Source organism: Pseudomonas sp. Pse1 (genome assembly GCF_024519635.1).
GTDB lineage: Bacteria > Pseudomonadota > Gammaproteobacteria > Pseudomonadales > Pseudomonadaceae > Aquipseudomonas.
In genome coordinates this window covers 199857-223389 of record NZ_JALJRO010000011.1, presented here as the reverse complement: position 1 = coordinate 223389, position 23533 = coordinate 199857, and the positions used below count along the sequence as shown (strand labels likewise).

Here is a 23533-nt window from a genome sequence, read left to right as displayed (position 1 = left end):
CGCGGTTGCAGGGTGACCGAATAGCGCGCCTCGTCGCGGCTGGCGGATAGGCGCTGAAAGCCGGTGATCACCCCATAAAAGGTGCGCAAAAGCGTGGACACCGGGGTTTGAAAGAACACGAGATTCTTCACCGGTGGCGCGTGCAAGCTGAACCAGGCACGCTGATTGAGCACCTGCTCGACGCTGATGTCCTGCTCGGTGCTGGTGAATTCGATGGTGTAGAGGAAGGGCTGGCTCAGGCCTTCGACGCCGTCGAAAGTGAGGACGTCGATGGGGGCCTGAAGATTGTTGATTTCGAGGGTGTGGCGGCTGTGGTTGTAAAATACACGCGGACTGCTGGACACAATTCGTACTTCCCTGGACTGGTTTAGAGTGCTCGGGAAGGACGTTTCCCACCCCCGATAAAGCGCTGGAAGGCTTTCACGAAGGGGATAACTGTGGGTATCAGACGATTCGGTTTGGTGTGTAGGATGGCTCTTTAATGGATGTCACAGGATCACGGCATCGTCTTCAATTTGCGCTAAAAGCGCGCTTCGTTGCCTCCACCTCTGCTGTCCATCACTCCGAATTTCGCGCTCATACAGCAATCAATGTCCTGCTTGATGAGGAGCACATTGAATATCATCAGGCACAAGAAGGCTTTGGCTTTGGCTTTGGCTTTTGATCTTGATCTTGATCTTGATCCACCCGCCCCTTTCGGAAGGCTGAGCGCAGGTATTCATCCGGGGGAAGCGCGTAGCGCGCTGCGGCGCAGCCGCAGTCATCGAGAGGAGGTGCCAGCGAAGCCAACCGGCGGCGATGACCCACGGATGGATGCCGGAGCGAAGGGACCCCGAGCCTTAGCGAGCGGCCGGACGCTGGGGCAAGCCTTTTTTGCTTATTTTTTTGCTGGGCCCGCACACAAAAAATCTGACAGTCCCAAAAAAAGTGAGGCGCCGTAAGGGCGCAACCATAAGCGGCCGTTACCCCAGGAATGGATATGTACATAAACGGGATGTACACCGGAAAACCCTACCCTCTCAAAAATACTTCAACCACCGCAAATCCCTGCGCCGCCCCTTCAACCGCGAAAACCACCGCACCGGCAGGTACAACCCCACCGCCAACCCCACCGCCACCAGCCAAACCCACCCCATCGAATCAAAGCCAAAGTAACTCCCCTGATTCAACCCAAACCCCGCCACCGCTGCCAGATAGGCAAACTTCAGCACATACAAATGCAGCAGGTAGAAAAACATCGGCGCCGAGCCGAACACCGTCAGGGCGAGGATCCAGCGGCTGTTCTGGCGGCGCTCGAACCATAGCAACAACAGCAGCCCAAGACTCAAGGTCAAGGTGAGAAACAGCAGCGACGGCGGATACTTGGTGATGTTGAAAAAACTCATCAGCGTCTGCCCCACAGCATCCGCCGACACCCACGGCTTCTCGCCATACCCATTGAGCAGGCGCAAACCGACAAAACCCGCCAACCCGCCCAATCCAGCCACCAGCAAGGCGCGCTGACGCCGCGAGGCATCGACACCCTGGGCAAACCACGGACCGAGGGCATAGCCCAAACCAATCACCCCGATCCACGGCAGCAGCGGATAGGACGTGCGCAAGCGCAAACCGTCGCCCAACTCGATCCAGCCGCGATCATGCAGCACCGCCCACGGTACGTGCATCGCCGACTCAAGACCGAAGTGCAGACCGTCCAACAGGTTGTGCCCGGCGATGATCAGCAGGCTGAGCACCAGCAACACCGCGCGCGGCAGCCAGACCATCGCCGACAAGGCGAGCATGCTCAGGCCGATGGCCCAGATCACTTGCAGGTAGATCACGCTCGGCGGGAACTGGAAGGTCCAGGCGAAGTTGACCAGGGTGATTTCCAGCAGCACCAGGAACAGTCCGCGCTTGAACAGGAAGGTACTGACATCGGCCTTGCCGGCGTATTTCTCGCCATACAGGTAAGCCGACAAACCGGTGAGCAGGACGAACACCGGCGCGCACAAATGCGCCAGGGTGCGGCTGAGGAACAGTTCGGGTTCGGTGCTGGTGATGTCCATCGGGTCGCTGACCTGGCGATGCAGGAAAAACGTTTCGCGCACGTGGTCGAGCAGCATGAACAGAATCACCAATCCCCTCAGGGCATCGATGGACAGCAGCCGGGTGGCGGCAATGGGGCGAAGGACAGCAGAGGTCATGGGCATTTCACAACGCAGAAGGTGAAGGAAGTGGCCTGCAGGCCATAAAGCTTGCAAATTTACGTAATAGTATTACATTACGCAACCTATTCGAAACCCCGTCGATCGCCAACCGGAGGCTCTAGCCCCTGCCCCATGGCGATTCAGAGACTGCCGGCGGGGTCTGCAAGGAATCTCGTTGTGCCCAGAATCAACCGCTTCGCCCTGCCACTCGCCCTGGCTGCTCAAACCACTTCGCTGTCTGCGGCACCCTCCCAGGAACAGAGCCAGGGCTTCATCGAGGACAGCACCTGGAGCCTGCTCAATCGCACCGTCTACGACCACCGCGAATACCGCAACGGCGCGCGCAATAACGCCGCACGCAATACCTACAAACCGCGCAGCGAACGTAACGGTTATGCCGAGGAATGGGGTTACGGATTGATGGGCAGCCTGCAGTCGGGCTTCACCCAGGGCCTGATCGGCGTAGGCCTCGACGCCCATACCTACTACGCCCGCCAACTCGACAGTGGCGGCGGCCGTGCTGGCAAGGCGCGCTTGCTGGGGGTCGACAACGAGGGTTATCCCAAGGACCAGTTCGCCCGAGGCGGCGCAGCATTGAAGTTGCGTGCATCGAAGACCACCCTGAGCTACGGCGAACAACGGGTGAAAACCCCGGTCTTCAGTTCGTCCGACAGCCGCCTGCTGCCGGAGACCGCCACCGGGATTTTCATCAACAGTCAGGAAATCAGCGGGCTGAAAATGGTCGGCGGACACTTCACCGAAAGCACCGACCGCAATGCCTCGAGTCACGACCAGGGGTTCGTGGTCAATTATTCCAATGGCCGACAGGGCAATGACTTCGATCTCGCTGGGGTGGTCTACGACGGTATCGATGGCCTGTCCACCAGCCTCTACACCTCGCGCTATGCCGACAACTGGCGCCAGCATTACCTGGGTAGCAGTTACAGCTACAGCCTGGGAGGCGACCAGTCGCTGTCAGTCGATTTGAATCTGTACCGCACCCAGGACACCGGCCGGGCCTGGTCGGGCACTATCGACAACACCACCTGGAGTTTGCTTTCCAGCTACCGTAACGGCGCCCACACCTTCAGCCTTGGCTACCAGAAGGTCGATGGCGACAGCCCTTTCGACTATGTGACCCGTGGGGCGATTTTTATCACCAATGCCTTGCAACTGTCGGACTTCAACGCGCCGAACGAGCAGTCCTGGCAGGCCCGCTACGACCTCGCCATGCAGGCTTTTGGTTGGCCGGGGCTGGTGCTCAGTGCCGCTTATGTGCGCGGCAGTGGGATCGATGGGCGTCACGTCGACCCGGCCGGCGGCTACGCCTACCTCGGTTACGGCCAGGGCGGCAAGCACTGGGAGCGTGATCTGGAAGCACGTTACGTGGTGCAGAGCGGCCCGGCCAAGGACCTGACCCTGTCGCTGCGGCATAACTTGCACCGCGGCAACACTGCCCAGGCGGAACTCGACACCGATCAGATTCGTTTGGCGGTCGAGTATCCGTTGAGTGGGATGTTTTGATCGCGGTGTCGATCAATCGCCGCGAATGTAATGCTCCAGCTGCTGGATCAGCCTGGCCTGTTCAACGCTGGCTTCCTTGACCAGGTCGCCAATCGACAGCAGGCCGATCAGTTGTCCGGCTTCCAGCACCGGTAGATGACGCAGGTGGCTGTCGGTCATGACCGCCATGCAGCGCTCGATGCTCTGCTGGCTGTCGGCGGTGACCACCGGCGAACTCATGATTGCGCGCACCGGCGTGCCCACTGACGAACGCCCCTGCAACACCACCTTGCGCGCATAGTCGCGTTCGCTGATGACCCCGACCACCTGCCCCGCCTCGATCACCGGCAAGGCCCCGACGTTTTTCTCGGCCATGATTTTCAGCGCATCGAGCACCATCGCCTCGGGGGTAATGCTGTGCACCTGGCGGTTCTGTGCGGCCTTGAGCTTGAGCAGTTGTGCGGCTGTTTTCATACCTGACTCCCGTGTTTTTAGGGCGATGATGCGGGCATTCTGGATGTTCGCGGCGCTCTCTGGTTCATCGCGAGCAGGCTCGCTCCTACAGGGGGTGCAGCGCCCGCACAGCTCGTGTGTCCCCGAAAATCTGTAGGAGCCGCCCGGGCAGCTCCCACAGAAAGCAGAAAGCACTGAGCAGTGTCAGCTTCGCACTGCCCCAACCTGCACCACCCCATCCTGCAACCGTACCGGCCACACACGCAAACGCTGCTGCGGGTGTTCCAGGCAGTGGCCGTCTTCCAGGCGAAAGTGCTGTTTGTACAGCGGCGAGGCGACCACCAGGTCGCCCTTAAGGTTGGCGATCAGGCCGCGGCCGATGACGTTGGCCCCCGACTGCGGGTCGTGGTTGTCGATGGCGTACAGGGTGCGACCCTCGGCATCGGGCAGGTAGAACAGCGCCACCTGGTCGCCATCGAGCCACACCACGACCCCGGAATTGCTCACCAGATCCTGCTCGCGGCACACCGCCTGCCAAGCGGTGGACGGTTCGATCACAGCTAGGGTTTCGACACGCTGGGAAGTGGACAGGCTCATCAGACAGACTCCTCGGTGACAGGGATAAGGTTGAGTTCAGCAGCCATGATCGGCCGACGCTGCCCACGCTCCTCGACAAAATGGATGGCCGGGTCGGCGCGGTCGTCGTTGACGAAGGTGCGGAAACGCTTGAGTTTTTCCGGGTCCTTGAGGGCGTTGGCCCACTCGCATTCGTAGCGGTCGACCACCAGTTGCATCTGCGACTCGAGCTCGTCGCCCAGGCCGAGGCTGTCGTCGAGGATCACCTGCTTGAGGTAGTCGAGACCACCTTCCAGGCTCTCGCGCCAGACCGAGGTGCGCTGCAATTTGTCGGCGGTGCGGATGTAGAACATCAGGAAGCGGTCGATGTAGCGAATCAGGCTGGCGTCATCCAGATCGGTGGCGAACAGCTCGGCATGACGTGGGCGCATGCCGCCGTTGCCGCAGATGTACAGGTTCCAGCCCTTCTCGGTGGCGATCACTCCGACGTCCTTGCTCTGCGCTTCGGCGCACTCGCGAGTGCAGCCCGAGACCGCGAACTTGAGTTTGTGCGGCGAGCGCAGGCCCTTGTAGCGATCCTCGATCAACAAGGCCATGGCCACGCTGTCCTGCACGCCGTAGCGGCACCAGGTGCTGCCGACGCAGGACTTCACCGTGCGGGTCGATTTACCGTAGGCGTGGCCGGTCTCGAAACCGGCCTCGATCAGCTCACTCCAGATTTGCGGCAACTGATGCAACTGGGCGCCGAACAAGTCGATGCGCTGGCCGCCGGTGATTTTGGTGTAGAGGTCGTATTTTTTTGCGACTTGACCGATCACGATCAGCTTGTCGGCGGTGATTTCGCCGCCAGCAATCCGCGGCACCACCGAGTAGGTGCCGTTCTTCTGCATGTTGGCCATGAAGGTGTCGTTGGTGTCCTGCAACGGCACCAGCGAGGCGTCCATGATCGGCTGGTTCCAGCACGACGCGAGGATCGAACCCACCGCCGGCTTGCACACTGTGCAGCCGGTGTGACCACGGCCGTGACGCGCCAGCACTTCTTCGAAACTCAACAGGCCCTCGACCCGCACCAGCCCATAAAGCTCCTGGCGGGTATAGGCGAAATGCTCGCACAGGCTCTTGTCGACACTGACGCCACGGGCGATCAGTTCGTGTTCGAAAACCTGTTTGAGCAGCCCGGCGCAACCACCACAACCGGTGCAGGCCTTGGTCTGTGCCTTGAGTTGGCCGAGGTCGCTGCAACCGCCATCGATGGCCGAGCAGATAGCGCCCTTGCTGACGTTGTGGCAGGAACAGACCATCGCCGCATCGGGTAAGGCGCCGGGGCCGAGGGTCGGTGCGCCGGCCGAGGACGGCAGGATCAGGCTGGCCGGTTCGGCGGGCAAGGCGATGCCGTTCTGCGCGTATTGCAACAAGGTATCGTAGTAGCTGTTGTCGCCCACCAGCACCGCGCCGAGGACGTGCTTGCCGCTGGCGTCGACCACCAGCCGCCGGTAGCTGGCGCTGGCCTCGTCGATGAACTGGTAGCTGCGCGCGCCCGGGGTGTGGGCATGGGCGTCGCCGATGGAACCGACGTCGACGCCGAGCAATTTCAGCTTGGTCGACATGTCCGCGCCGAGGAACGGCTCGGCCGGCTGCTCGCACAACTGCGCGGCAACGTTGCGGGCCATTTGGTAGCCGGGGGCGACCAGGCCGAACAGGCTGCCGTTCCAGGCGGCGCATTCGCCTATCGCGTAGATGTCCGGGTCGCTGCTCAGGCACTGGTCGTCGATCACCACCCCACCGCGCGGGCCGATTTCCAGCGCGCACTGACGGGCCAGATTGTCCTGCGGACGAATCCCGGCGGAGAACACGATCAGGTCGGCTTCCAGGTGCTGCTCGTTGGCAAAATTCATCCGGTAGCGGTACTGCTCGCCGGCAGTGATCGACTGGGTGGCGCAAGACAGGTGCACGCCAACGCCGAGCCGTTCGATCTGCGCTTTGAGCGCCTGGCCACCGAGTTCATCCAGTTGCACCGGCATCAGGCGCGGCGCGAACTCCACCACATGGGCTTCCAGGCCCAGGCTCTTGAGGGCGTTGGCCGCCTCCAGGCCGAGCAGCCCACCGCCAACCACCACGCCACGGCGGGCGTTACGGGCGGCGGCGCGGATCGCGTCGAGGTCGGCCAAGGTGCGATAGACCAGGCGCGAGTCACCGGCAGCACCTTCGACTGGCGGCACGAAGGGAAAGGAGCCGGTGGCGATGATCAGCTTGTCGTAGGCGGTGGCCCCTTGCGCGGTGAGCACCTGGCGGGCGGCGCGGTCGATCTCCAGCACCGGCACGCCCAGGTGCAGGGTCACCCCCGGCGTCTGGTACAGCGCCGCCGCGGACAGCGCCAGCGACTCGGCATCGCGCCCGGTGAAATACTCGGACAGGTGCACGCGGTCGTAAGCGCGCATCGGCTCTTCACTGAAGACGTGCAATTGATAGTGCTCAAGGGCACCGCGCTCGATCAACTGTTCGACACAGTGGTGACCGACCATGCCATTGCCGATCACGATCAGCGTTTGCGAGGAGTTCAACGGGGCAACATTGGGGTTCATAGGTAGCACCAGGTCACTGTTCAAAAGCCAAAAAAAAACGCCTGAAACCTTGCGGTTCCAGGCGTCTTTGCCTGTTCGTCTGCGATGCCGCCGGACTGCTGTGCCCGGCTTGTCGCTGTTGCCCACGACCTCTGCGGCCAATCGATCGTCGTTGACCGAGGGGGCTGCCCACTCGACTGTGTTCGCGGTGGGCCTGCGGGAGGTGTTGCAGCGTTTGTGCCAGTTTTATGAGCGAGTGCTTTCGAACTGGCTGCGAAGCCCGTAGAGCGGCCTTTCCGGGGAATTGGCGGGTGCGCGAAGCGAGTTGCCAATCCCGGCGCTGACCCTGCGGCGTGGCTTGGCTTAGTGCACGGATGAGGGGGGCGGCTTTATAACAGTGCATCCGTAGGGGATTTTGCGGTGACCACAGATCTTAGGATCGACCTAGAATCTAATGGGAGCCTGCTAGCGATTCAGACACCTGGGGGTGTCAGACCCACCGCCTTCGCTGGCAAGCTCCTACAGGGTCGTACATCAATCCGGCACATCACCAGAAAAAGCTCCCTGCAAATGCCGATGCAACTGTTCGATATGCTCCGGCCCGATGCCGCAGCAGCCGCCAACGATACTGGCCCCCGCCGCGACCCAGGTCCGCGACCACTGCAGGTAAGGTTCCGGGCCCAGGTCGGCGCGGATCTCCAGCAAGGTGCTATTGGCCTTGGCGTCTTCAGCCACGGCCGGGAAGGCATTGGCGTAGACCCCAAGCTCGATGTCCAGGCCCAGCGCCTTGACCACCTTGCCGGCCTCGGCCAGTGCCGCGCCCATGACTTCCGGCTGGCTGCAATTGAAGAGCACCGCCGCAGCCCCCAACCCCGCCGCCACCCGCACCGCCTCGGCCACCGGCTCGCCGGAACGCAGGCGCGGCGGTTCGCCGAGGTCATCGCTCAAGGTGAACGACAGCCACAATGGCTTGCTGTCCTCGGACAGAGCTTCGGCCACCGCCTCGACCTCGGCGATGGAGCTCTGGGTTTCCGCCAGCCAGACGTCGACATAGGCCCGTAGGCCGGCGATCAACTGGCGATGGATCGCCACCGATTGCCGGTGATCGAACAAGTCCGGGCGATAGGAACCGAGGGCCGGCGGTAGCGAACCGGCGACACTGACCACCTCGCCACTCTGGGTCGCCGCCTGCCGCGCCAGGCGCCCCGCCCGCTCGGCCAACGCCAGGCCATGTTCGGCGAAACGCTGCTCGCCGATATGAAAGGGCACCACCGCGTAACTGTTGCTGGTGATGATCCGCGCTCCGGCACGGATAAACGCCTGGTGCGCCTGGAGCACGTACTGCGGCGCCTCGATCAAGGCCAGCGCCGACCATTCCGGCTGGCGGAACGGGGCGCCGATGCGCGCCAGTTCCCGGCCCATGCCACCGTCGAGTAACCGCAAGGAAGGCTGGCTCATGGGATCGCACTCACTTTCGGCGCCGCGCCCGACAACCATTGATCCACGGTACTGGCATGGTCCTGGACCCACGCCTTGGCCACCACATCCGCCGGCTGCTGCTCTTTTTCGATCTTGAGGATCAGCTCGTTGAGCTGGGCCGGGTCGATGGCGACATTACGCAGGAACTCGGCAATTTTCGGCGCCCGCTGTTGCAGGGCGGCGGAAGCCAGCACGTGGACCCGAGCATCCGGGAAGGCGCAGGTGATCTGACTCTTGTTCAGCCAATCAGGATCGACCGTCGGGCTGATGAATTTCCAGCAACCGTCAGCCTTGTACAGTGGGTCGCCCTTCTTGTTGTCCTGGGCGTAACCGTCGAACGCCGGCTCTTCGAGGCGACGCAGGTCGTACGCGGAGAAGATCCAGTCCGGGGTGTAGGCATAGAACACCACACCGCGTTCGGCCTTGTAGGCGCTGGCCAGTTTCGAGTAAGTCACCGAGGCTTCCGTGGAGACCGCCTCAAACTTGTCGGCAAAACCATAATCCTTGGCCTTGATCTGCCCGATGTAGGTCGACTCCCAACCGGCTGGGCCCACCAGCAACTGCGCCTTGCCACCGCCCAGCGGCTCGAAGAATTTCGCCACTTCGGGCTTCTTCAGGTCATACACTGACTTGACCCCGTACTTGTCCTGCAAGTAGCCCGGGATGTAGAAGCCCTGCTCGCCCGCATAAGGATGGACGTTGGGCACCAGCGTTGGCTTGGCGCCAGTGACGTATTTGGCCCAGGCTGCCGACTGGTTGGGCAACCAGATGTCGGTCAGCACATCCACCGAACCATCGCCCTTGGCCGCTGCGCTCAACAGCACCGCGACGTCGCCGGCCACGTACGAGACATCGCCATCGAGACGGCTGCTGATGACCTCGCCGAGGATGTTCTGGATCGCGATGGCACCGGTCCAGTTCTGCTCGCCAATGACGATTTTTTCCTTGGCCAGCAACGTCTGTGGAGCCACCAGGGCGGCCAGTAATGCGACGGCACCCAGGGTGCGTGATAAGGGTTTGTTCACGATAAGCCTCACGTTCAGGAGTAGGTCGGGGCTTGCTTGCGCAAGCTCGATTGAATGATTCGATCCGGGATCAGCGCGCACAGGACAATCGCTGCGCCGGCGAGCATGCCCTCGCCGCCCTTGATGTTGCGCAACGCGGTCATCACGTCGTAGCCCAGGCCACCGGCACCGATCAGGGCGGCGACCACCACCATCGACAGGCTCATCACCAGGGTCTGGTTGATGCCCAGCAACAACGAGCGACGCGCCAGCGGCAGTTGCACCTTGATCAGGGTTTGCCAGGGGCTGGCGCCGTGGGCGACCGCCGCCTCGACGGCATCCTTGGGGACTTCCTGAATGCCCAGTGAGGTCAGGCGAATCATCGGCGCCAGGGCGAAGATCACCGTGGCGATCACCGCCGGGGTCTTGCCGACCGAGAAGAACGCCACGGCCGGGATCAGGTACACGAAGGTCGGCAGCGTCTGCATCACGTCCAGCAACGGCGTAATCAGCCGGCGTGCCAACGCGCGTTTCGCCAGCAGGATGCCGGTGGGCACGCCGAGCACCAGGGCAATCAGCACCGAAGAACCGACCAGCGCCAGTGTCGCGATAGTCCTGTCCCAGAAGCCGAACAGGCCGATATAAAGCAGCGCGAGACTGCTGGTCAGCGCCAGTGCCAGGCCCGCCGAGCGCCAGGCGAGGAACACCAGGGCCAGCGCCGCGACCGGCCACGGCAGCCAGCCGAGGACATTTTCGATGCCTTCGATCACCGTGCGCACCGCGACGATGACCCCGACAAACGCGCCCTCGAACGTCACCTGGGACCAACTGATGAATTGATCGATGCTCTGCGCCGTCAGCAGCAGTAGCTGGCGGTTGGCCGGGAACTGAAGTAAGGCGCCACTGGTATCCGGGGTGATCACCCGCCAGACCACCAACGCCTGGCTGACCAGCAGCACCGTTAATGGCAACAGCCAATTGCTCGGACGGGCGCGCAACGGCTGGGCACTCAGCGACAGCGCGGTCCAGCGACTGGCGAGCAGCAGCAATGCGCCGATCAGCACCGGCAACCAGGACCCGGCGACCAGCCCTTGGGCCAGCGTCGCCAATGCCGCGAGTTCGCTGGCAAAGCCCAGCCAGAACAGCCCACCCTTGCCCCGCGACGCGAGCGCCGCCGGCCCCAGCAACAGCGCTTGCCACGCGGGCAGACCTGGGCTGAGGCTGTGGCTCTGAGGTTGATCGGCGACCTTGGTCGGCTTGGCTGCCTGCTGCGCACTGGCGCCCGGCAGGCAATCACGAAAGAAATCCGCCACTTCGGCGTCGGCGGGTTGCTCCAGCAGTTGCTGCGGCGTGCCCAGTTGCACCAGTTGACCCTGGCGCAGCACGGCGATCCGGTCGGCCAGGCGCAAGGCTTCGGCCGGGTCATGGGTGACCAGCAAGGTACTGATCCCGCGCTCGCGGGCCAGGCTGAGGAAATGCTCCTGCAAGTCACGGCGGATGGTCGGGTCGAGGGCGCTGAACGGTTCGTCCATCAGCAGGATGTCCGGCTCGGTCACCAGCGCCCGGGCCAGCCCGACACGTTGGCGCATGCCGCCAGACAACTCGTGGGGATAATGCTCACCCCAGCCTTGCAACCCCACCGCCTGCAGTTGCTGGGCGGCGGCTGCATGCCGGAGCGCTTCCGATTCGCCGCGCAACTCCAAGGGCAAGGCCACGTTGTCCAGCACCGTGCGATGGGGCAGCAGGCCGAAATGCTGGAACACCATGCCGATACGCCGCGAACGCAATTCACGTAATGCCTTGCTGTTTAAGGCACTAATGGCCTGTCCTTCGATCAACACCTCGCCACTGGACGGTTCGATCAGCCGATTGATATGCCGCAGCAAGGTCGACTTGCCGCTGCCGGAGGTGCCCATCAGGCACAGCACTTCACCGCGCCGCACCTTGAGGCTGACATTGCTCACGGCCGGGGCCTTCGACTGCAATGGCCCATAGGCCTTGGTTACATTGCGCAGCTCAAGTACCACGTCGGCGTCACGCGCAGCCAGGGTGTCGATCGAGCCACGGGCGGGAGGGGTTTGAAGAATGGTCACAAGAGTCATCGCCCGATAGGAAAGGAAAAGCTTGGAGCGGGCACGCCTGACGCCAAAACAGCATGGCGTCCCAGGCGCAGTACACCCTGACGACATAAAGCTAATCGATCTTAAAAATCTGAAATAAATACTTTTTTGGAATTAGCTTAGGTCGATGGCCAGTACTGAATGGGAGTGCTTTAAATAACCGAAAGGAATTAACAAATAGATAATCAGTATTTATCGATATAACAGATCGCGAGTAGGCTCAGCCCATCCCGTCATTCATCATCACAGTGAAGTGCCCCATGAAGCCGACAGCCCAACTCATCGATTTCGCCCGCTACCGCACACGCAAACTGGCCCAGCAGCGGGCACGGGCCATGTGGGATATGTACGCACTTCAGGCCACCGGGCCCGCCTTCAGCTGGGCGCCCACGTCCCTCATTCGGACCCATCACGCATGAATGCCTTCGGCCCCCTGCGCTTTCTTGCCAGCGCCGATGAACCGCTGGAGGACCTGAACAATCTGCAAACTGCGCAAGAGGAGCCAATCTGCGATCGGGTCGCGCAGAACCTGCAGCGGCTAAGGGCCAAGCGGCACCTGTCGCTGGACGCCCTTGCCCGCCAGTGTGGCGTCAGCCGGGCGATGCTGGCGCAAATCGAATCCGGACGCAGCGTGCCGTCGATCAAGGTGCTGTGCAAAATTGCCAAGGGCCTGAAAGTCTCGGTCGCGGCTTTTCTTGAGCACCGCGCATTCGAAGGTGTCGCGGTGCTGTCCGCGAGTCAGAGCAAACGTCTGGTCAGTGCCAGTGGCAGCTTCGTCAGCCGCGCGCTGTTCCCGTATGACGTGGCACGCCAATCGGAATTCTATGAGTTGCGCCTGAGCGCCTTGGGAGAGGACCACAGCGAAGGCCATGGTCCGGGGGTCCAGGAGAACCTGGTGGTGGCGCAGGGCGTGTTGGAAATCAGCGTCAATGATGAACGCTACCTGCTATCGACGGGCGACTCGATTCTGTTCTACGCCGACCAGCCCCACCGCTACCGCAACCCCGCCGACAGCGAGGCCGTGGCCTACCTGGTGGTGACCTATCCGGAGCGGCTGGATTAAAACCCAGCCGCTGCCAAACACGTTGATCAGCAGGTGCAGCACATCATCGGCATGCCGTTGCAGCTCATCATCATTGGCATGCCGCAGTCGTTCATCATTTTCATCATCAGCGCGCAGCAGTTCTTCATCATGTCCATGTTCATGCCCGCCATCGGCATGATCTTGCACAGCATGCGGTCGTCTTGAACACTGCACTCCATCACGCATTTCATCGAAGGCATGGGCATGCCCATCACCGGCATCATGGCGCCCATCATCGGCATGCTCATGCTCGATGCCGACATGCACATCATGCTCATGTTGGCGCAGTGCATCATCATCGGCATGCCGCAGTTCATCATCATCTGCATCATTTGCGCGCTGTTGCGGAACATCCCCATGTCCATGCCAGAGGCCGGCATCATGATGCACAGCATGCCGTCGTCCATCATTTCGCAGCTCATGGTCGCCATTATCATTGGCATGCCCATCATCGGCATTTGGCTGTTCATCGGCATCGACATTGGCATCTGCATGGCGTTCATCATGGTGTAGCTCCCTGAAGGATTGGAAAGGCAAGGTGAAGTAGATGGCGCCGATTCTAGGGACTGGCGAACGTACGACAAGAGGCCCATCCAGCAGCGGAAAACACTGCGCCAACCGCGTTAATGCGATGACTTGCGCAGGAGTGGATGCTTTCGCTGCAGGGTGGATGTGATAACGGATAAATTGGTGACTGCGGCAGCGTTTTTGGTGTCGTGGATATGCGTCTTGTGTCTATCCAAATAACCCAGAGAAATAAACGGTCTAATACTGGAGTGGTTTTTTTGTGGGAGCTTGCAAGCGATGTACACAAACAGATCGCCTTCGCGGACAAGCCCGCTCCCACATCAATGATCATCGTCTTGTATGATGCGCCGCGTAAAAAATCAGCCGCATCGCGCAGTGGCTGACCTGTGCCCGGAGGTCGCGTGGCCAGGGATTTCAGTCATCAAGGAGCTTTACATGGATTGGCTTTACCGGACTTCCCCGCTGACTTTCAGCCTGCTGCTGTCCAGCGCCCTGCCCTCGCAGGCCGCTGAAACCCTGCTGCCGGCGGTCACTGTGAACGCCGAGGAGCCGTCCGGTTACCAGGCCAGTGAGGCCTCTGTCAGCGGTTTCGAAGCAGCGCCGTTGCTCGACACGCCGGCCTCGATCACGGTGATTAACGATGCCCTGATCAAGGACCAGCAGGCCCGCCTGCTCAGCGACGTATTGAAAAACGATGCCTCGGTGGGCCAGAGCTATGCGCCGATCGGCTACTACGAAAACTTCGTGGTTCGTGGTTTCTCGCTGAACGCGGCCAGCAGCTACAAGATCAATGGCCGGACCATCGCCGGCGAGCAGAACGTCGGTCTGGAAAACAAACAGCAGGTGGAACTGCTCAAGGGCCTCGCGGGGCTTGAGAGCGGGGTCAGCGAGCCCGGCGGGCTGGTCAATTACGTGACCAAGCGACCGACCGATGTGCGCTCGGTCACGGTCTCCACCGATGATCGCGGCAGCGGTTACCTGGCCACCGACGTCGGCGGGTTCTTCGGCAGCGAACAACAGATCGGCCTGCGCGCCAACCTCGCACACGAGGACATCCACTCTTACGTCGAGCACACCAACGGCCAACGCGACTTTGCCGCGCTGGCCCTGGACTGGACCATCAGCGACGCGGCCCTGCTGCAACTCGACGTCGAATACCAGAACCGTCAGCAGCGTTCGGCGCCGGGCTATCAGTTGCTCGGCGGCACCGAGTTGCCGCACCACGCCTCGCCCAAAAAGCTACTCGCCCACCAGAGCGGCGCCAATCAGGTGACCACTGACGCGCTGAACCTCAACGGCAATTTCGAATACCGCTTCAGCGACACCTGGAAAGCCAACCTCAGCGCCTCGCGCAGTCGCGTGGTGATCGATGACTACAGCTCGTTCGCCTGGGGCTGCTATGGGGCGGCCAGTTGCAGCGATGTGGCCGTGCCCAATCACTTCAGCGCCGAAGGCGATTACGACCTCTACGACTTCCGCAGCCCCGACGACACCCGGCGCAACGACGAAGTGCAGGCCACCCTCAGCGGCCGCTTCGACACGGCAGGCCTCGGTCATCAGCTCACCGTTGGCAGCAGTGCCTTTCGGCGCATCGTTGACAAGCGCGAGCCGATCAACCAGATGATCGGCAGCGCCAACATCGACAGCGAACCCGAGGATTTCCCGCGCTACCAGGGACCGCTCAACGACGCCTACCGCCACCTCGACAGCCGCCAGTACGGGCTGTTTTTCAACGACAGGATCAGTTTCAACGAGCAGTGGCAGACCGTACTCGGCGCCCGCGAAGTGCGCCTCGACGAAGAAACCTTCGACAGCCAGGGTGACACCACGCGCCATACCCAGCGCTATGAGTTCCTGCCCCAGGCCGCATTGATCTACAAACCGCTGCCGGAGCTGGCGCTGTACACCCGTTACAGCAAGGGCTTGTCCTTGGGCAGCGAAGCGCCGTGGTTTGCCAGCAACGCCTTCGAAATTCTCGCGCCCAGCGTGTCGCGGCAGATCGAGGCCGGGATCAAGTACGACTGGCAGCGCATCAGCCTCGGCGCCGCGCTGTTCGAGATCCGCCAGGCCTACCAGTATTCGCGGCCGAATGCCGACGGCAGCTTCACCTTCGTCGAGCAGGGTGACCAGAAAAACACCGGCCTGGAGCTGTCGGCCAATGGTTGGGCAAGCCAGCGCCTGCAGATTTCCGCAACTGTCGCAGCGATCCGTTCACGGGTCAGCGGCAGCGACACGCCCGCCTATGAAGGGCACCAGACGATCAACGTACCGACCCTGCGCGCCAGCCTCTACGGCGACTACGCACTGCCCTGGATCGATGGCCTGGCGTTGCTGGGTGGCGTGCAATACAGCGGCAGCAAATACGCCAGCCAGCAAGGCGAGGCACAAGCCGGAGCCTATGCCGTATTCAACCTTGGCAGCCGCTACAGCACGCGCATCGACGGTTATGAAACGGTGTTTCGCCTGAGCGTCGACAACCTGTTCGACAAGCGTTACTGGCGCGATGCCGGGGAATACATGGGCGACAACTACCTGTTCCAGGGTGCACCGCTGACCGCACGCCTGAGCGCGTCGGTGAACTTCTGATTCAGACACCTCGGTGTGTCAGACCCGCCGCCACACCCGCAGGCCGAGCCAGGCAGTAGTACATCACCCCCGGCACCACCAGCCCGACGATCCAGGAAATGTCCACACCACCCAACTGCGCGACCATCGCTCCGGAATAAAAGTGAGTATCGACAAACGGCAACTGGATCAGCACGCCGATCACGTACACGCTGATGCCCAGCACATTCCAGCCGCCATAGCGCCCCGCCGGGTCGGACAGGGCCGGGATGTCGTAGCGTTCCTTGTTGATGAAGTAATAATCCACCAGGTTGATCGCGCTCCACGGCGTGAAGAAAGTCAGCAGGAACAGGATGAAGTACTTGAACGAGTTGAGGAACGAGTACTGCCCCAGCAGCGCCAGGGTGGTGGACGCGGCGACGATCAGCAGGACGAAGACCATGCGTTGCCCGGCGCTTATTTCCAGGCGCCGGCGCCAGCCGCTGATGATGGTGGCGATGCACATGAAGCTGCCGTAGGCGTTGAGGGTCGAGACCGTGACCTTGCCGAAGACCACGCTCAGGTACAACAGCGACGCCATCACTCCAGTGCTGCCCAGGCCAACGATGGTCGCCACTTCATGGCCACGGAAATTCGCCCCGGCCAAGGCAGCAGCGAACACCCCGAGGACCATCGACGCCTGCGCCCCGAGCACCGTGCCCAGGCCAACGGCGGCGAAGGTTTTCCAGGATGACGTGTTGCTCGGCAAGTAGCGCGAGTAATCGGCCACGTACGGGCCAAAGGCGATCTGCCAGGAAGCCGACAGCGACACCGCCAGCAGGAAGGTGCTCCAGTTGAAGTGGCGATTGTCGAGCAACAGGCCGATATCGTTAAGCGTCAGCAAGCGAGTGAACAGGTAGGCAAAGGCGATGATCCCCAACACGCTGGCGACTCGCCCGACAATGTGAATCACCCGATAACCGAAGATCGTCAGGAAGGCGATGCTGGCGGCGAAGATCAGGATCCCGGTGCTGTCGCTGACGTCGATCAACTGGGCAATCGCCTGCCCGGAAAGCACTGCGCCCGTAGCGCTGAACCCGAGGTACATCAGGCACACCAGGACGATCGGGATCGCCGCGCCATAGACCCCGAACTGCACGCGGCTGGAAATCATCTGCGGCAAGCCGAGCTTCGGCCCTTGCGCGGCGTGCAGCGCGACCACCGCGCCGCCCAGCACCTGGCCAAGCAACAGTCCGATCAGCGACCAGAACACGTCGCCCCCCAGCACTACAGCCAGGGCGCCGGTGACGATGGCAGTGATTTGCAGGTTGGCTCCCAGCCACAGGGTGAATTGGCTCCAGAGGCTGCCATGACGCTCGGCCTCGGGAATAAAATCGATCGAGCGCGACTCGATCAGTGAGTGACGCTTGGGGTTATCGATGACCTTGGTCATGAACGGTATTTCCTGGATTTATTGTTTTGGTGGACCGCAGGCGGCGTTAAAACGCCTTGCTGGCGCTGACCACGACGGTCGCCGAGCACAGGTCGTCGAAGCCGTACCAGTTGGCACATTCGCTTTTTTTCAGGTTGGTGTCGATGTAGCTCAGCCCCCAGTTGACCCCGAGAAAGTCCCGAGTGAGCTTGGCTTCCCACTCGTAGTAGGTGGAACGACTGTCGCCGTTGGGCGAGACGAAAGCTTCGTCTTTGACGTCATTGCGGCCGACCCGCAGGTCGAGGCCAAACTCGGCGGGCAAGGACAGGGTGTAGCCGAGGTAGGCGTAGAAGGTGTCCTGGTCCTCGCCAAACACATTGGGCGTGTCGCTGGAGTAATAGGTGCCGAGCTTCACGCCGTACAGATCGAGAATCGCGTAGACCTCGCTGAGGTTGAATTGGGCTTCCTTGGGATAGTCGTACTTGATGTAGCCCAGGTCCAGGCTGATGGCGTCCGTGGCCTGCCAGAAATAGCCGGCGTAGTACTCCAGTTCCTGGCGGGTCTTGAAGTCATCGCCGAAGTCCACGCTGGAGGTCCAGGCGCCGACATACAGGCCGCTGCTGTGGGTCAGGGTCGCGCCGAATTGCGCCGCCGGATCGCCGAGGCTTTGCGAGATGCCACGGGAGCGATAGTCACTGGTGGCGGTGACGATCATGTCGAGGTTGAAATCGTCGTTGAGCGTCACCGCTTGAGAAGTCAGGGGCGCGAGAACGCAACCGACCAAGGTCAGGACCGAGAATGCTTTCATGGGGAACCCTTGTTGTTATGTGTGTGCGGGTAATTGCGGGCACGGCGTTGCCGGCCCCCGCGTGTTGCACGGGGCCCGGACGAGATGCAGCGATGGCGTGATCAGGAGGCTGGGGCGTAGACCTGCTTGCCGGCGAAGAAGGTCTTGAGCACCTGGGTTTCGAACAGTTCGTCGTCGCTGACCTTGAACACGTCGCGGTCGAGGATGATCAGGTCAGCCTGTTTGCCCGGTGCCAGCGAACCGATCTGCTGTTCCAGGCGCAAGGTCTTGGCGGCGTTGAGGGTGTAGGCCTGGAACATGCTCTGGCGATCGAGGCTTTCCTGGGCATTCAACACACCGAGTGGGCCCTTGCGGGTGCTGGCCTGGGCGATTGCATTGAACGGGTTAGGACTCGACACCGGCCAGTCGCTGCCGCCGGCGATGGTCGCACCGGCGTCATGCAGCGACCGGGCCGGGTACTGGTAGCCATAGGCGAACGCGCTGATGTACGGCTTGACCAGTTCGACGGTGTAGCTTTCGCCAGTGGCCCACAGCAGTTGCATCGAAGCGATGACCCCCAGTTGCTTGAAGCGCGGGAACTCCTTGGGGTTGACCAGTTGCAAGTGGGCGATGCTGTGGGGCACGGGGGTCGGGCTGAGTTTGCGCGCGTATTCGACGCCGTTCAGCACCTCGCGCACCGCACGGTCGCCGACCGCGTGAGTGTGGACGATCCAGCCGCGTTTTTCCGCCGCCACCACCAACTCGCCGAAGTGCGCCGGGTCGATCAGCAACTGGCCGTTCTTGTTGCTGTTCTTGAACGGTACGATGACCGCTGCGGTCTGGCCGGGGAATTCGAGGATGCCGTCGGCAAAGATCTTGATCCCGGGGAAGGTCAGGTTGGGCACGCCCTGGAACTGCTGCATGACCTTGGCCACGACGTCCAGGTCCTTGGGTTGGCTCTTCGGATTGGTCAGCAGCAAGGCGGCGACGTGGGCGTTAAGCTCGCCTTTCTGCGCCAGCGCCTGATAGAGCGGCAACACGCCGACGCTGTCCGGACCAGCCCTGAAGTCGAACAGCGAATCTTCGCTGCCGGCGTTCGCCGCGGCATCCATCCAGGCGGTCACGCCATATTGGTTGTTGACCCGGACCGCTTCGCGGGCGGCTTGCAGCATGGTTTCCTTGCTCGGGGCGGGAATTGCGCCGCGCACGATGTCCCAGCGCGACTCGGCAAAGTAGCCGGTGGGAGTGAAGTCCGCTTCATGCCCGACAAAGCTGCGGTCCTGCTCCGACAGCCCCTTGACCAGCGCAGCGTCGATCTTCAGGCGCTTGAGCATGGCGTTGTTGGCCCAGCCGGTGTGGCCGTCAATGCCGCTGAGTACGATGGGCTCATCGGCCCAACGGCCCTGATTGAAGCGCTGGCCCAGTTCGCGGGACTTTTCCCAGTAGGCTGAACTGGTCCCGGCGATGCTGATCACCTCCCCTGCCCTGGCGCGTCCGGCCTTATCCTGCTCAATGATCCACTTCTCCAGTTCGGCCACCGGCATGACTTCGTCCTGCAAATTGGCGCCCATGCTGTCGTAGGCGGCAACCACCGGATGGCTGTGGGTGTCGATCAGGCCGGGCATCAGCACCTTGCCGGCGAGGTCGATGCGTTGGGTCTTGGCATCCGCCAGGGCGGTGATTTGCGCATCGCTGCCGACCTTGAGGATCTTGCCGTCCTGCACGGCCACGGCCTGCACCAGCGCCTGGCCGGGTTCGGCGGTGTAGACCTTGCCGTTGAACAGCACCAGGTCGGCGGCGGCCATCGCCGGAACGGCGGCCAACGCCAGTGCGGCCGCCATCAGGTTGGGAATGAATCGTTGCATCGCTGCGCTCTCTTGTTGTTATCGGGCGTTCGGCCAATGCCGCTTACCCAGGCAGGCACACCCTAGCGAACATGAGGGCAAAGCGGACCTCTGCAGATGAGGAGGGTCTGGGGTAAATCGATGATCAACACAGACCTGAACTGTAGGAGCGCCGCCCGGGCTGCTCCTACAGGGGGGGGGGTACGGTTTTCAGGAATTCCCGCGCAGCGCCGAGCCCAGCTCAACCTTGCTCTTGACCCCCAACTGCACATAGCAATTGCGCAAATAAGTGCGCACCGTCGCCGGACTCAGGGTGAGGATTTTGGCGATTTCCTTGTACGAGTGCCCGGCTGCAAACAGCATCGCCGCCGTGCGTTCCCGGGGCGCCAGGACCACGCCGGGCGGGGGTGCTTCGAGGGACAGAATGACGTGCTCGGCATTCGGGCTCAGGGTCAGGGCCACACGTCCCAGGCGCATCACGCAGGGCACTGCGGGCAGTTGCGCGATCACTTCCGGCGGCAGCAGCGAGCCATTCCAGCCCGGCACTTCCCGTTCGATCGCCGCGCACAGCCGCGCGCCCACATACAGCAGGCTGCCGTCCTGGCGTGCCACGCCGAAATCGCTGGCGCCGTCGCCGGTGTCGAGGCGGATCATGTCCTGTACCTGGAAGCGCCAGAGTTGCAGCAAGTGCTCGCAAAACGCCGAGAACAAGGCGGCGTCCTGGTCGCAGAACAACGCGCCGTCGACGCCCCGGTACAGGCAGACGAAGAAATACAAACCGCTTTCCGGCAGTTCGAAGGTGATGTTCATCAGGTGGTAAAGGTCATGGCGTCGGGCGAATACGTTGACCGGTTCGTTGGGGTCGGTGAACTCGCTGTCGCGCATGACCTCGCCCAGACGGGTAAAGCTGTCATGGGCGAAACAGTCGAGCCCCGCCACCTCGCGCCATTCGCTGACAAAGGAGTCCGGCAGATCAATGCGCCCGTGCATCCAGTTCAGTGGCGGCGCGCTGGCGTCCGAGGCCGACATTTCGCCCCACCAGGCAGAGGCGAACGGCACCAACTGGCGAAATTCCTGCAAGCCCTCGGCGATGAAATGCGACCCGCCTCGCTCACGAGCCACCCGCGCCAACTGCAAAAGACAGCGATTGAACGCCGCAAGCGTTGCCATCGATATCTGCGCCGCACCCGCCTCACCCACCGCCATTGCCGCAACCTCGACCGCTGTTAGATATTTTTATCACGCGACCATGCCACAGGCGCGGCGGGGACGTCCACTTGTGGCCGAATCTTGTAATCCCCCTCACCCCTTGTAGGAGCGAGCCTGCTCGCGATAGCGGTGTGTCAGTCTCAGGAGTTATGGATGTGCCGCCGTCATCGCGAGCAGGCTCGCTCCTACAGGTTGTCGGCAATGGTTGTCACGCCTAGAACGGCACCGTCAGCTTCACCCAATACGCATCCCCCTGCGCCCGGTTGCGCACCTGGGTTTCCTGCTCCCACTTGGCGGTGACGAACCAGCCGTTGGTGCCGCTGTATTTGACCGAAGGGCCGATGGCCAGCGCCCTGCCTTTGTTGTCGGCAATCCGTTCGCCATCCTGGCGGTCGTCGGTGGTCTGGCGGTAGTAATAACCGCCGATGCCCAGCACCCAGCCATTGCCCAGCCCCCAACCCAGGGCGTAGTCGACATGGAACTCCTGCCCGGAGCGGTAGTCGGTCGCCGGGTTTTCGCGATTGAAGTCGTACATCAACTTGGCGTCGAGGTTCAGCCCGTTCGGATCGATATAGGACATGGCATAGACCGGCTCGATCACCCAGTAATTGCGCCCGGTATTGGCCAGGTCATCGCGGTCGTAGCGACCACTGGGGGCGATCATGTCCAAGGCGAGGGTGCTGTGGAATTTCTCGCTGTGATGAAAACCCAACGCCGGGCCGAAGATGATATCCCCCAGGCCCTGCTTGCTTTGCGACTGGCCATTGAGTTCGACCTTGAGGTCCACCAGCGGCACGATGGCATGCAGCGCGACGCTGGCGCCGAACAGGCTGTAGTCGCTGACCCAGATCAGCCGTGGGGTGATCGCGTTGGCGCGCACGCGAAAATCCACCGGCAGCTTGTCGCCATCGTTGCCGCGCACGTTGTCGGCCTCGTAGTGATTGACGAACAACTGCCCATAGACGCCCGGTGGCGGCATGGCCCCGGACAGGTAGTTCTCCGCGCCCAACGGGTAGGAGGTGCCGCCGCCTTCGGTGGCCTGGCTCACACCGGGCAGGCTCGCGCCGAGGCCGATCAAGGCGACAGCGCTGAGAAGAGTGTTTTGCGGTCTGCGAATCATGGTTCAACCTTTATTGTTGTTATCGGTGGTAACGACTAGTCAGATGCGTTTGAACAGGGCCGAACGTTGTCCATCAGCGGCGCCATCGGCGGCGCTGTAGAAGCGCTCCATGAAGATGTCGCGCTCGAACAGCCGGCCCTGCATCAGGCAGGTGATCGCCGCGTCGATCATTGGCGGCGGCCCGCACAGGTAGGCCTTGTTGGCGCTGAAGCGGGCGTCGAAGTGCTGTTTCGCCGCATCGTGCACGTAGCCGCGAAAGCCCTGCCAAGCCTCGTCATCCGCGGCCTGGCTCAGGGCCGGCACATAGCGGAAGTTGCTGTGGCGCAGCGCGAGTTCCTCGAACAATCCGTGGTTGTACAGTTCGGCGCGATTGCGCGCGCCCTGGAACAGCACCATCGGCCGCTCATCGCCCTGCTCCAGCAAATCGACAATCATCGACTGCGGGCTGGACAGCCCCGAACCGCCAGCGATGAAAATCAACCCGCCCGGTTGCGAGCCGCGCACGAAGAACTGCCCATACGGCCCCGACAATTCCAGCCCGTCGCCGACCTTGAGCGCCTGATGGATATGCCCGGTGACCAACCCGCCCTCCACCAGCCGCACATGCAACTCCAGCTCGTCGGCCCGGCTCGGCGGATTGGCCAGGGAGAACGCCCGGGTGCCCTCGATGCCCGGCAATTGCAGGTTGATGTATTGCCCGGCCTGGAACGCCATGGGCCGATCCAGCTTGAGGTGCACGCCCTTGATGGTTGGCGACAGGTCGACCAGTTGGCTGACCACCGCGCGATAGTCCTCCACCGGAAAAGCCTGGAAATCCGGATCGACGTCGATGTCGGCCTCGATCACCAGATCGCTGGTGGGCATGGCGCAGCAGGCGAGGATCTTGCCCTCCTCGCGCTCCATGTCCATCAGGGCAAAGGTCGAGGCGGCGCCGATATCGACCTCGCCTTCCAGCACCTGGACCTTGCAGGTGGCGCAGGTGCCGTGGCCGCAGGCAAACGGCAGCCACACGCCCTGGCGCAACGCAGCCTGGAGAATGGTCTGGCCCGGCGACACTTCAATCTGCTCGCCGGTGGGTTCGATGGTTACCAGATAGCTCATGA

Annotated in this window: 19 protein-coding genes; 4 read left to right on the top strand and 15 right to left on the bottom strand. The window is 62.2% G+C overall.

The features are described from left to right. The coding region (locus NR126_RS17955; RefSeq protein ID WP_256830762.1) for a contractile injection system protein, VgrG/Pvc8 family at positions 1–344 on the bottom strand (344 nt) is incomplete at its 3' end. A gap of 137 nt (positions 345–481) precedes the next feature. Here NR126_RS17955 and NR126_RS17950 point away from each other — a divergent pair. Next, positions 482–664, top strand: coding sequence for a hypothetical protein (locus tag NR126_RS17950; protein WP_256830761.1), 183 nt, complete (start codon positions 482–484; stop codon positions 662–664). A gap of 355 nt (positions 665–1019) precedes the next feature. Here the strand turns inward: NR126_RS17950 and NR126_RS17945 are convergent, their stop codons facing one another. Continuing rightward, complete coding sequence (locus NR126_RS17945) at positions 1020–2183, bottom strand: DUF1624 domain-containing protein (RefSeq protein ID WP_218424808.1); 1164 nt, start codon at positions 2181–2183, stop codon at positions 1020–1022. A 189-nt stretch (positions 2184–2372) separates the two neighbouring features. Here NR126_RS17945 and NR126_RS17940 point away from each other — a divergent pair, with 189 nt between their 5' ends. After that, positions 2373–3710 (top strand): OprD family porin, encoded by a 1338-nt coding sequence (locus NR126_RS17940; protein WP_372826785.1) that lies wholly within the window; start codon positions 2373–2375, stop codon positions 3708–3710. Between the two features lie 12 nt (positions 3711–3722). On the opposite strand, the gene NR126_RS17935 is transcribed toward NR126_RS17940, so the two are convergent. From NR126_RS17935 to NR126_RS17910, 6 genes are all read right to left on the bottom strand, one after another. Continuing rightward, on the bottom strand, positions 3723–4163 hold the full coding sequence (locus NR126_RS17935; RefSeq protein ID WP_027616257.1) for a CBS domain-containing protein: 441 nt from the start codon (positions 4161–4163) through the stop codon (positions 3723–3725). Positions 4164–4346: 183 nt separating this feature from the next. Then, the gene (gene nirD / locus NR126_RS17930) at positions 4347–4739 is read right to left on the bottom strand and encodes a nitrite reductase small subunit NirD (RefSeq protein WP_027616256.1); all 393 of its coding nucleotides are present in this window, start codon (positions 4737–4739) and stop codon (positions 4347–4349) included. After that, positions 4739–7300 (bottom strand): nitrite reductase large subunit NirB, encoded by a 2562-nt coding sequence (gene nirB, locus NR126_RS17925; protein WP_256830760.1) that lies wholly within the window; start codon positions 7298–7300, stop codon positions 4739–4741. Before nirB ends, nirD begins: the two co-directional genes overlap by 1 nt. Positions 7301–7813: 513 nt before the next feature. Further along, positions 7814–8737: a homocysteine S-methyltransferase family protein gene (locus NR126_RS17920; RefSeq protein ID WP_027616254.1), complete on the bottom strand. Its 924-nt coding sequence runs from the start codon at positions 8735–8737 to the stop codon at positions 7814–7816. Then, complete coding sequence (locus NR126_RS17915) at positions 8734–9783, bottom strand: glycine betaine ABC transporter substrate-binding protein (protein WP_372826776.1); 1050 nt, start codon at positions 9781–9783, stop codon at positions 8734–8736. The genes NR126_RS17920 and NR126_RS17915 overlap by 4 nt, the downstream gene beginning before the upstream one ends. Positions 9784–9797: 14 nt before the next feature. After that, positions 9798–11849, bottom strand: a complete 2052-nt coding sequence (locus NR126_RS17910) for an ATP-binding cassette domain-containing protein (protein WP_256351139.1) — start codon at positions 11847–11849, stop codon at positions 9798–9800. Between the two features lie 448 nt (positions 11850–12297). Between NR126_RS17910 and NR126_RS17905 the strand changes: the two genes are divergently transcribed. Beyond that, a complete protein-coding gene (locus NR126_RS17905; protein WP_027616251.1) occupies positions 12298–12945 on the top strand; it encodes a helix-turn-helix domain-containing protein in 648 nt (215 codons plus the stop codon). 26 nt (positions 12946–12971) lie between these two features. On the opposite strand, the gene NR126_RS17900 is transcribed toward NR126_RS17905, so the two are convergent. Beyond that, positions 12972–13472 (bottom strand): hypothetical protein, encoded by a 501-nt coding sequence (locus NR126_RS17900; protein WP_081786271.1) that lies wholly within the window; start codon positions 13470–13472, stop codon positions 12972–12974. 457 nt (positions 13473–13929) lie between these two features. On the opposite strand from NR126_RS17900, the gene NR126_RS17895 reads away from it, so the two are divergent. After that, a complete protein-coding gene (locus NR126_RS17895) occupies positions 13930–16080 on the top strand; it encodes a TonB-dependent siderophore receptor (protein ID WP_256830758.1) in 2151 nt (716 codons plus the stop codon). A gap of 1 nt (position 16081) precedes the next feature. Here the strand turns inward: NR126_RS17895 and NR126_RS17890 are convergent, their stop codons facing one another. From NR126_RS17890 to NR126_RS17865, 6 genes are all read right to left on the bottom strand, one after another. Next, positions 16082–17491 (bottom strand): cytosine permease, encoded by a 1410-nt coding sequence (locus NR126_RS17890; RefSeq protein WP_256830757.1) that lies wholly within the window; start codon positions 17489–17491, stop codon positions 16082–16084. Positions 17492–17537: 46 nt separating this feature from the next. Next, positions 17538–18278 carry a TorF family putative porin gene (locus NR126_RS17885; protein ID WP_027616248.1) on the bottom strand — a complete coding sequence of 247 codons (741 nt, stop codon included), beginning with the start codon at positions 18276–18278 and terminating at the stop codon, positions 17538–17540. A gap of 101 nt (positions 18279–18379) precedes the next feature. Continuing rightward, positions 18380–20122: an amidohydrolase gene (locus NR126_RS17880; RefSeq protein WP_256830755.1), complete on the bottom strand. Its 1743-nt coding sequence runs from the start codon at positions 20120–20122 to the stop codon at positions 18380–18382. Positions 20123–20311: 189 nt separating this feature from the next. Next, positions 20312–21307, bottom strand: coding sequence for a helix-turn-helix transcriptional regulator (locus tag NR126_RS17875; RefSeq protein ID WP_027616246.1), 996 nt, complete (start codon positions 21305–21307; stop codon positions 20312–20314). 217 nt (positions 21308–21524) lie between these two features. After that, a complete protein-coding gene (locus NR126_RS17870) occupies positions 21525–22430 on the bottom strand; it encodes a transporter (RefSeq protein ID WP_256830754.1) in 906 nt (301 codons plus the stop codon). 39 nt (positions 22431–22469) lie between these two features. After that, a complete protein-coding gene (locus NR126_RS17865; protein WP_105755941.1) occupies positions 22470–23531 on the bottom strand; it encodes an NADH:ubiquinone reductase (Na(+)-transporting) subunit F in 1062 nt (353 codons plus the stop codon). Positions 23532–23533: the final 2 nt, after the last annotated feature.

What these genes read in the sequence shown, in the direction of transcription:
- NR126_RS17900 (WP_081786271.1), bottom strand. Translation starts at nt 13,472, where the DNA reads ATGATGAACGCCATGCAGATGCCAATGTCGATGCCGATGAACAGCCAA.
- NR126_RS17870 (WP_256830754.1), bottom strand. Translation starts at nt 22,430, where the DNA reads ATGATTCGCAGACCGCAAAACACTCTTCTCAGCGCTGTCGCCTTGATC.
- NR126_RS17865 (WP_105755941.1), bottom strand. Translation starts at nt 23,531, where the DNA reads ATGAGCTATCTGGTAACCATCGAACCCACCGGCGAGCAGATTGAAGTG.
- NR126_RS17905 (WP_027616251.1), top strand. Translation starts at nt 12,298, where the DNA reads ATGAATGCCTTCGGCCCCCTGCGCTTTCTTGCCAGCGCCGATGAACCG.
- NR126_RS17880 (WP_256830755.1), bottom strand. Translation starts at nt 20,122, where the DNA reads ATGCAACGATTCATTCCCAACCTGATGGCGGCCGCACTGGCGTTGGCC.
- NR126_RS17920 (WP_027616254.1), bottom strand. Translation starts at nt 8,737, where the DNA reads ATGAGCCAGCCTTCCTTGCGGTTACTCGACGGTGGCATGGGCCGGGAA.
- NR126_RS17895 (WP_256830758.1), top strand. Translation starts at nt 13,930, where the DNA reads ATGGATTGGCTTTACCGGACTTCCCCGCTGACTTTCAGCCTGCTGCTG.
- NR126_RS17890 (WP_256830757.1), bottom strand. Translation starts at nt 17,491, where the DNA reads ATGACCAAGGTCATCGATAACCCCAAGCGTCACTCACTGATCGAGTCG.
- NR126_RS17935 (WP_027616257.1), bottom strand. Translation starts at nt 4,163, where the DNA reads ATGAAAACAGCCGCACAACTGCTCAAGCTCAAGGCCGCACAGAACCGC.
- nirD (WP_027616256.1), bottom strand. Translation starts at nt 4,739, where the DNA reads ATGAGCCTGTCCACTTCCCAGCGTGTCGAAACCCTAGCTGTGATCGAA.
- NR126_RS17945 (WP_218424808.1), bottom strand. Translation starts at nt 2,183, where the DNA reads ATGACCTCTGCTGTCCTTCGCCCCATTGCCGCCACCCGGCTGCTGTCC.
- NR126_RS17875 (WP_027616246.1), bottom strand. Translation starts at nt 21,307, where the DNA reads ATGGCGGTGGGTGAGGCGGGTGCGGCGCAGATATCGATGGCAACGCTT.
- NR126_RS17885 (WP_027616248.1), bottom strand. Translation starts at nt 18,278, where the DNA reads ATGAAAGCATTCTCGGTCCTGACCTTGGTCGGTTGCGTTCTCGCGCCC.
- nirB (WP_256830760.1), bottom strand. Translation starts at nt 7,300, where the DNA reads ATGAACCCCAATGTTGCCCCGTTGAACTCCTCGCAAACGCTGATCGTG.
- NR126_RS17950 (WP_256830761.1), top strand. Translation starts at nt 482, where the DNA reads ATGGATGTCACAGGATCACGGCATCGTCTTCAATTTGCGCTAAAAGCG.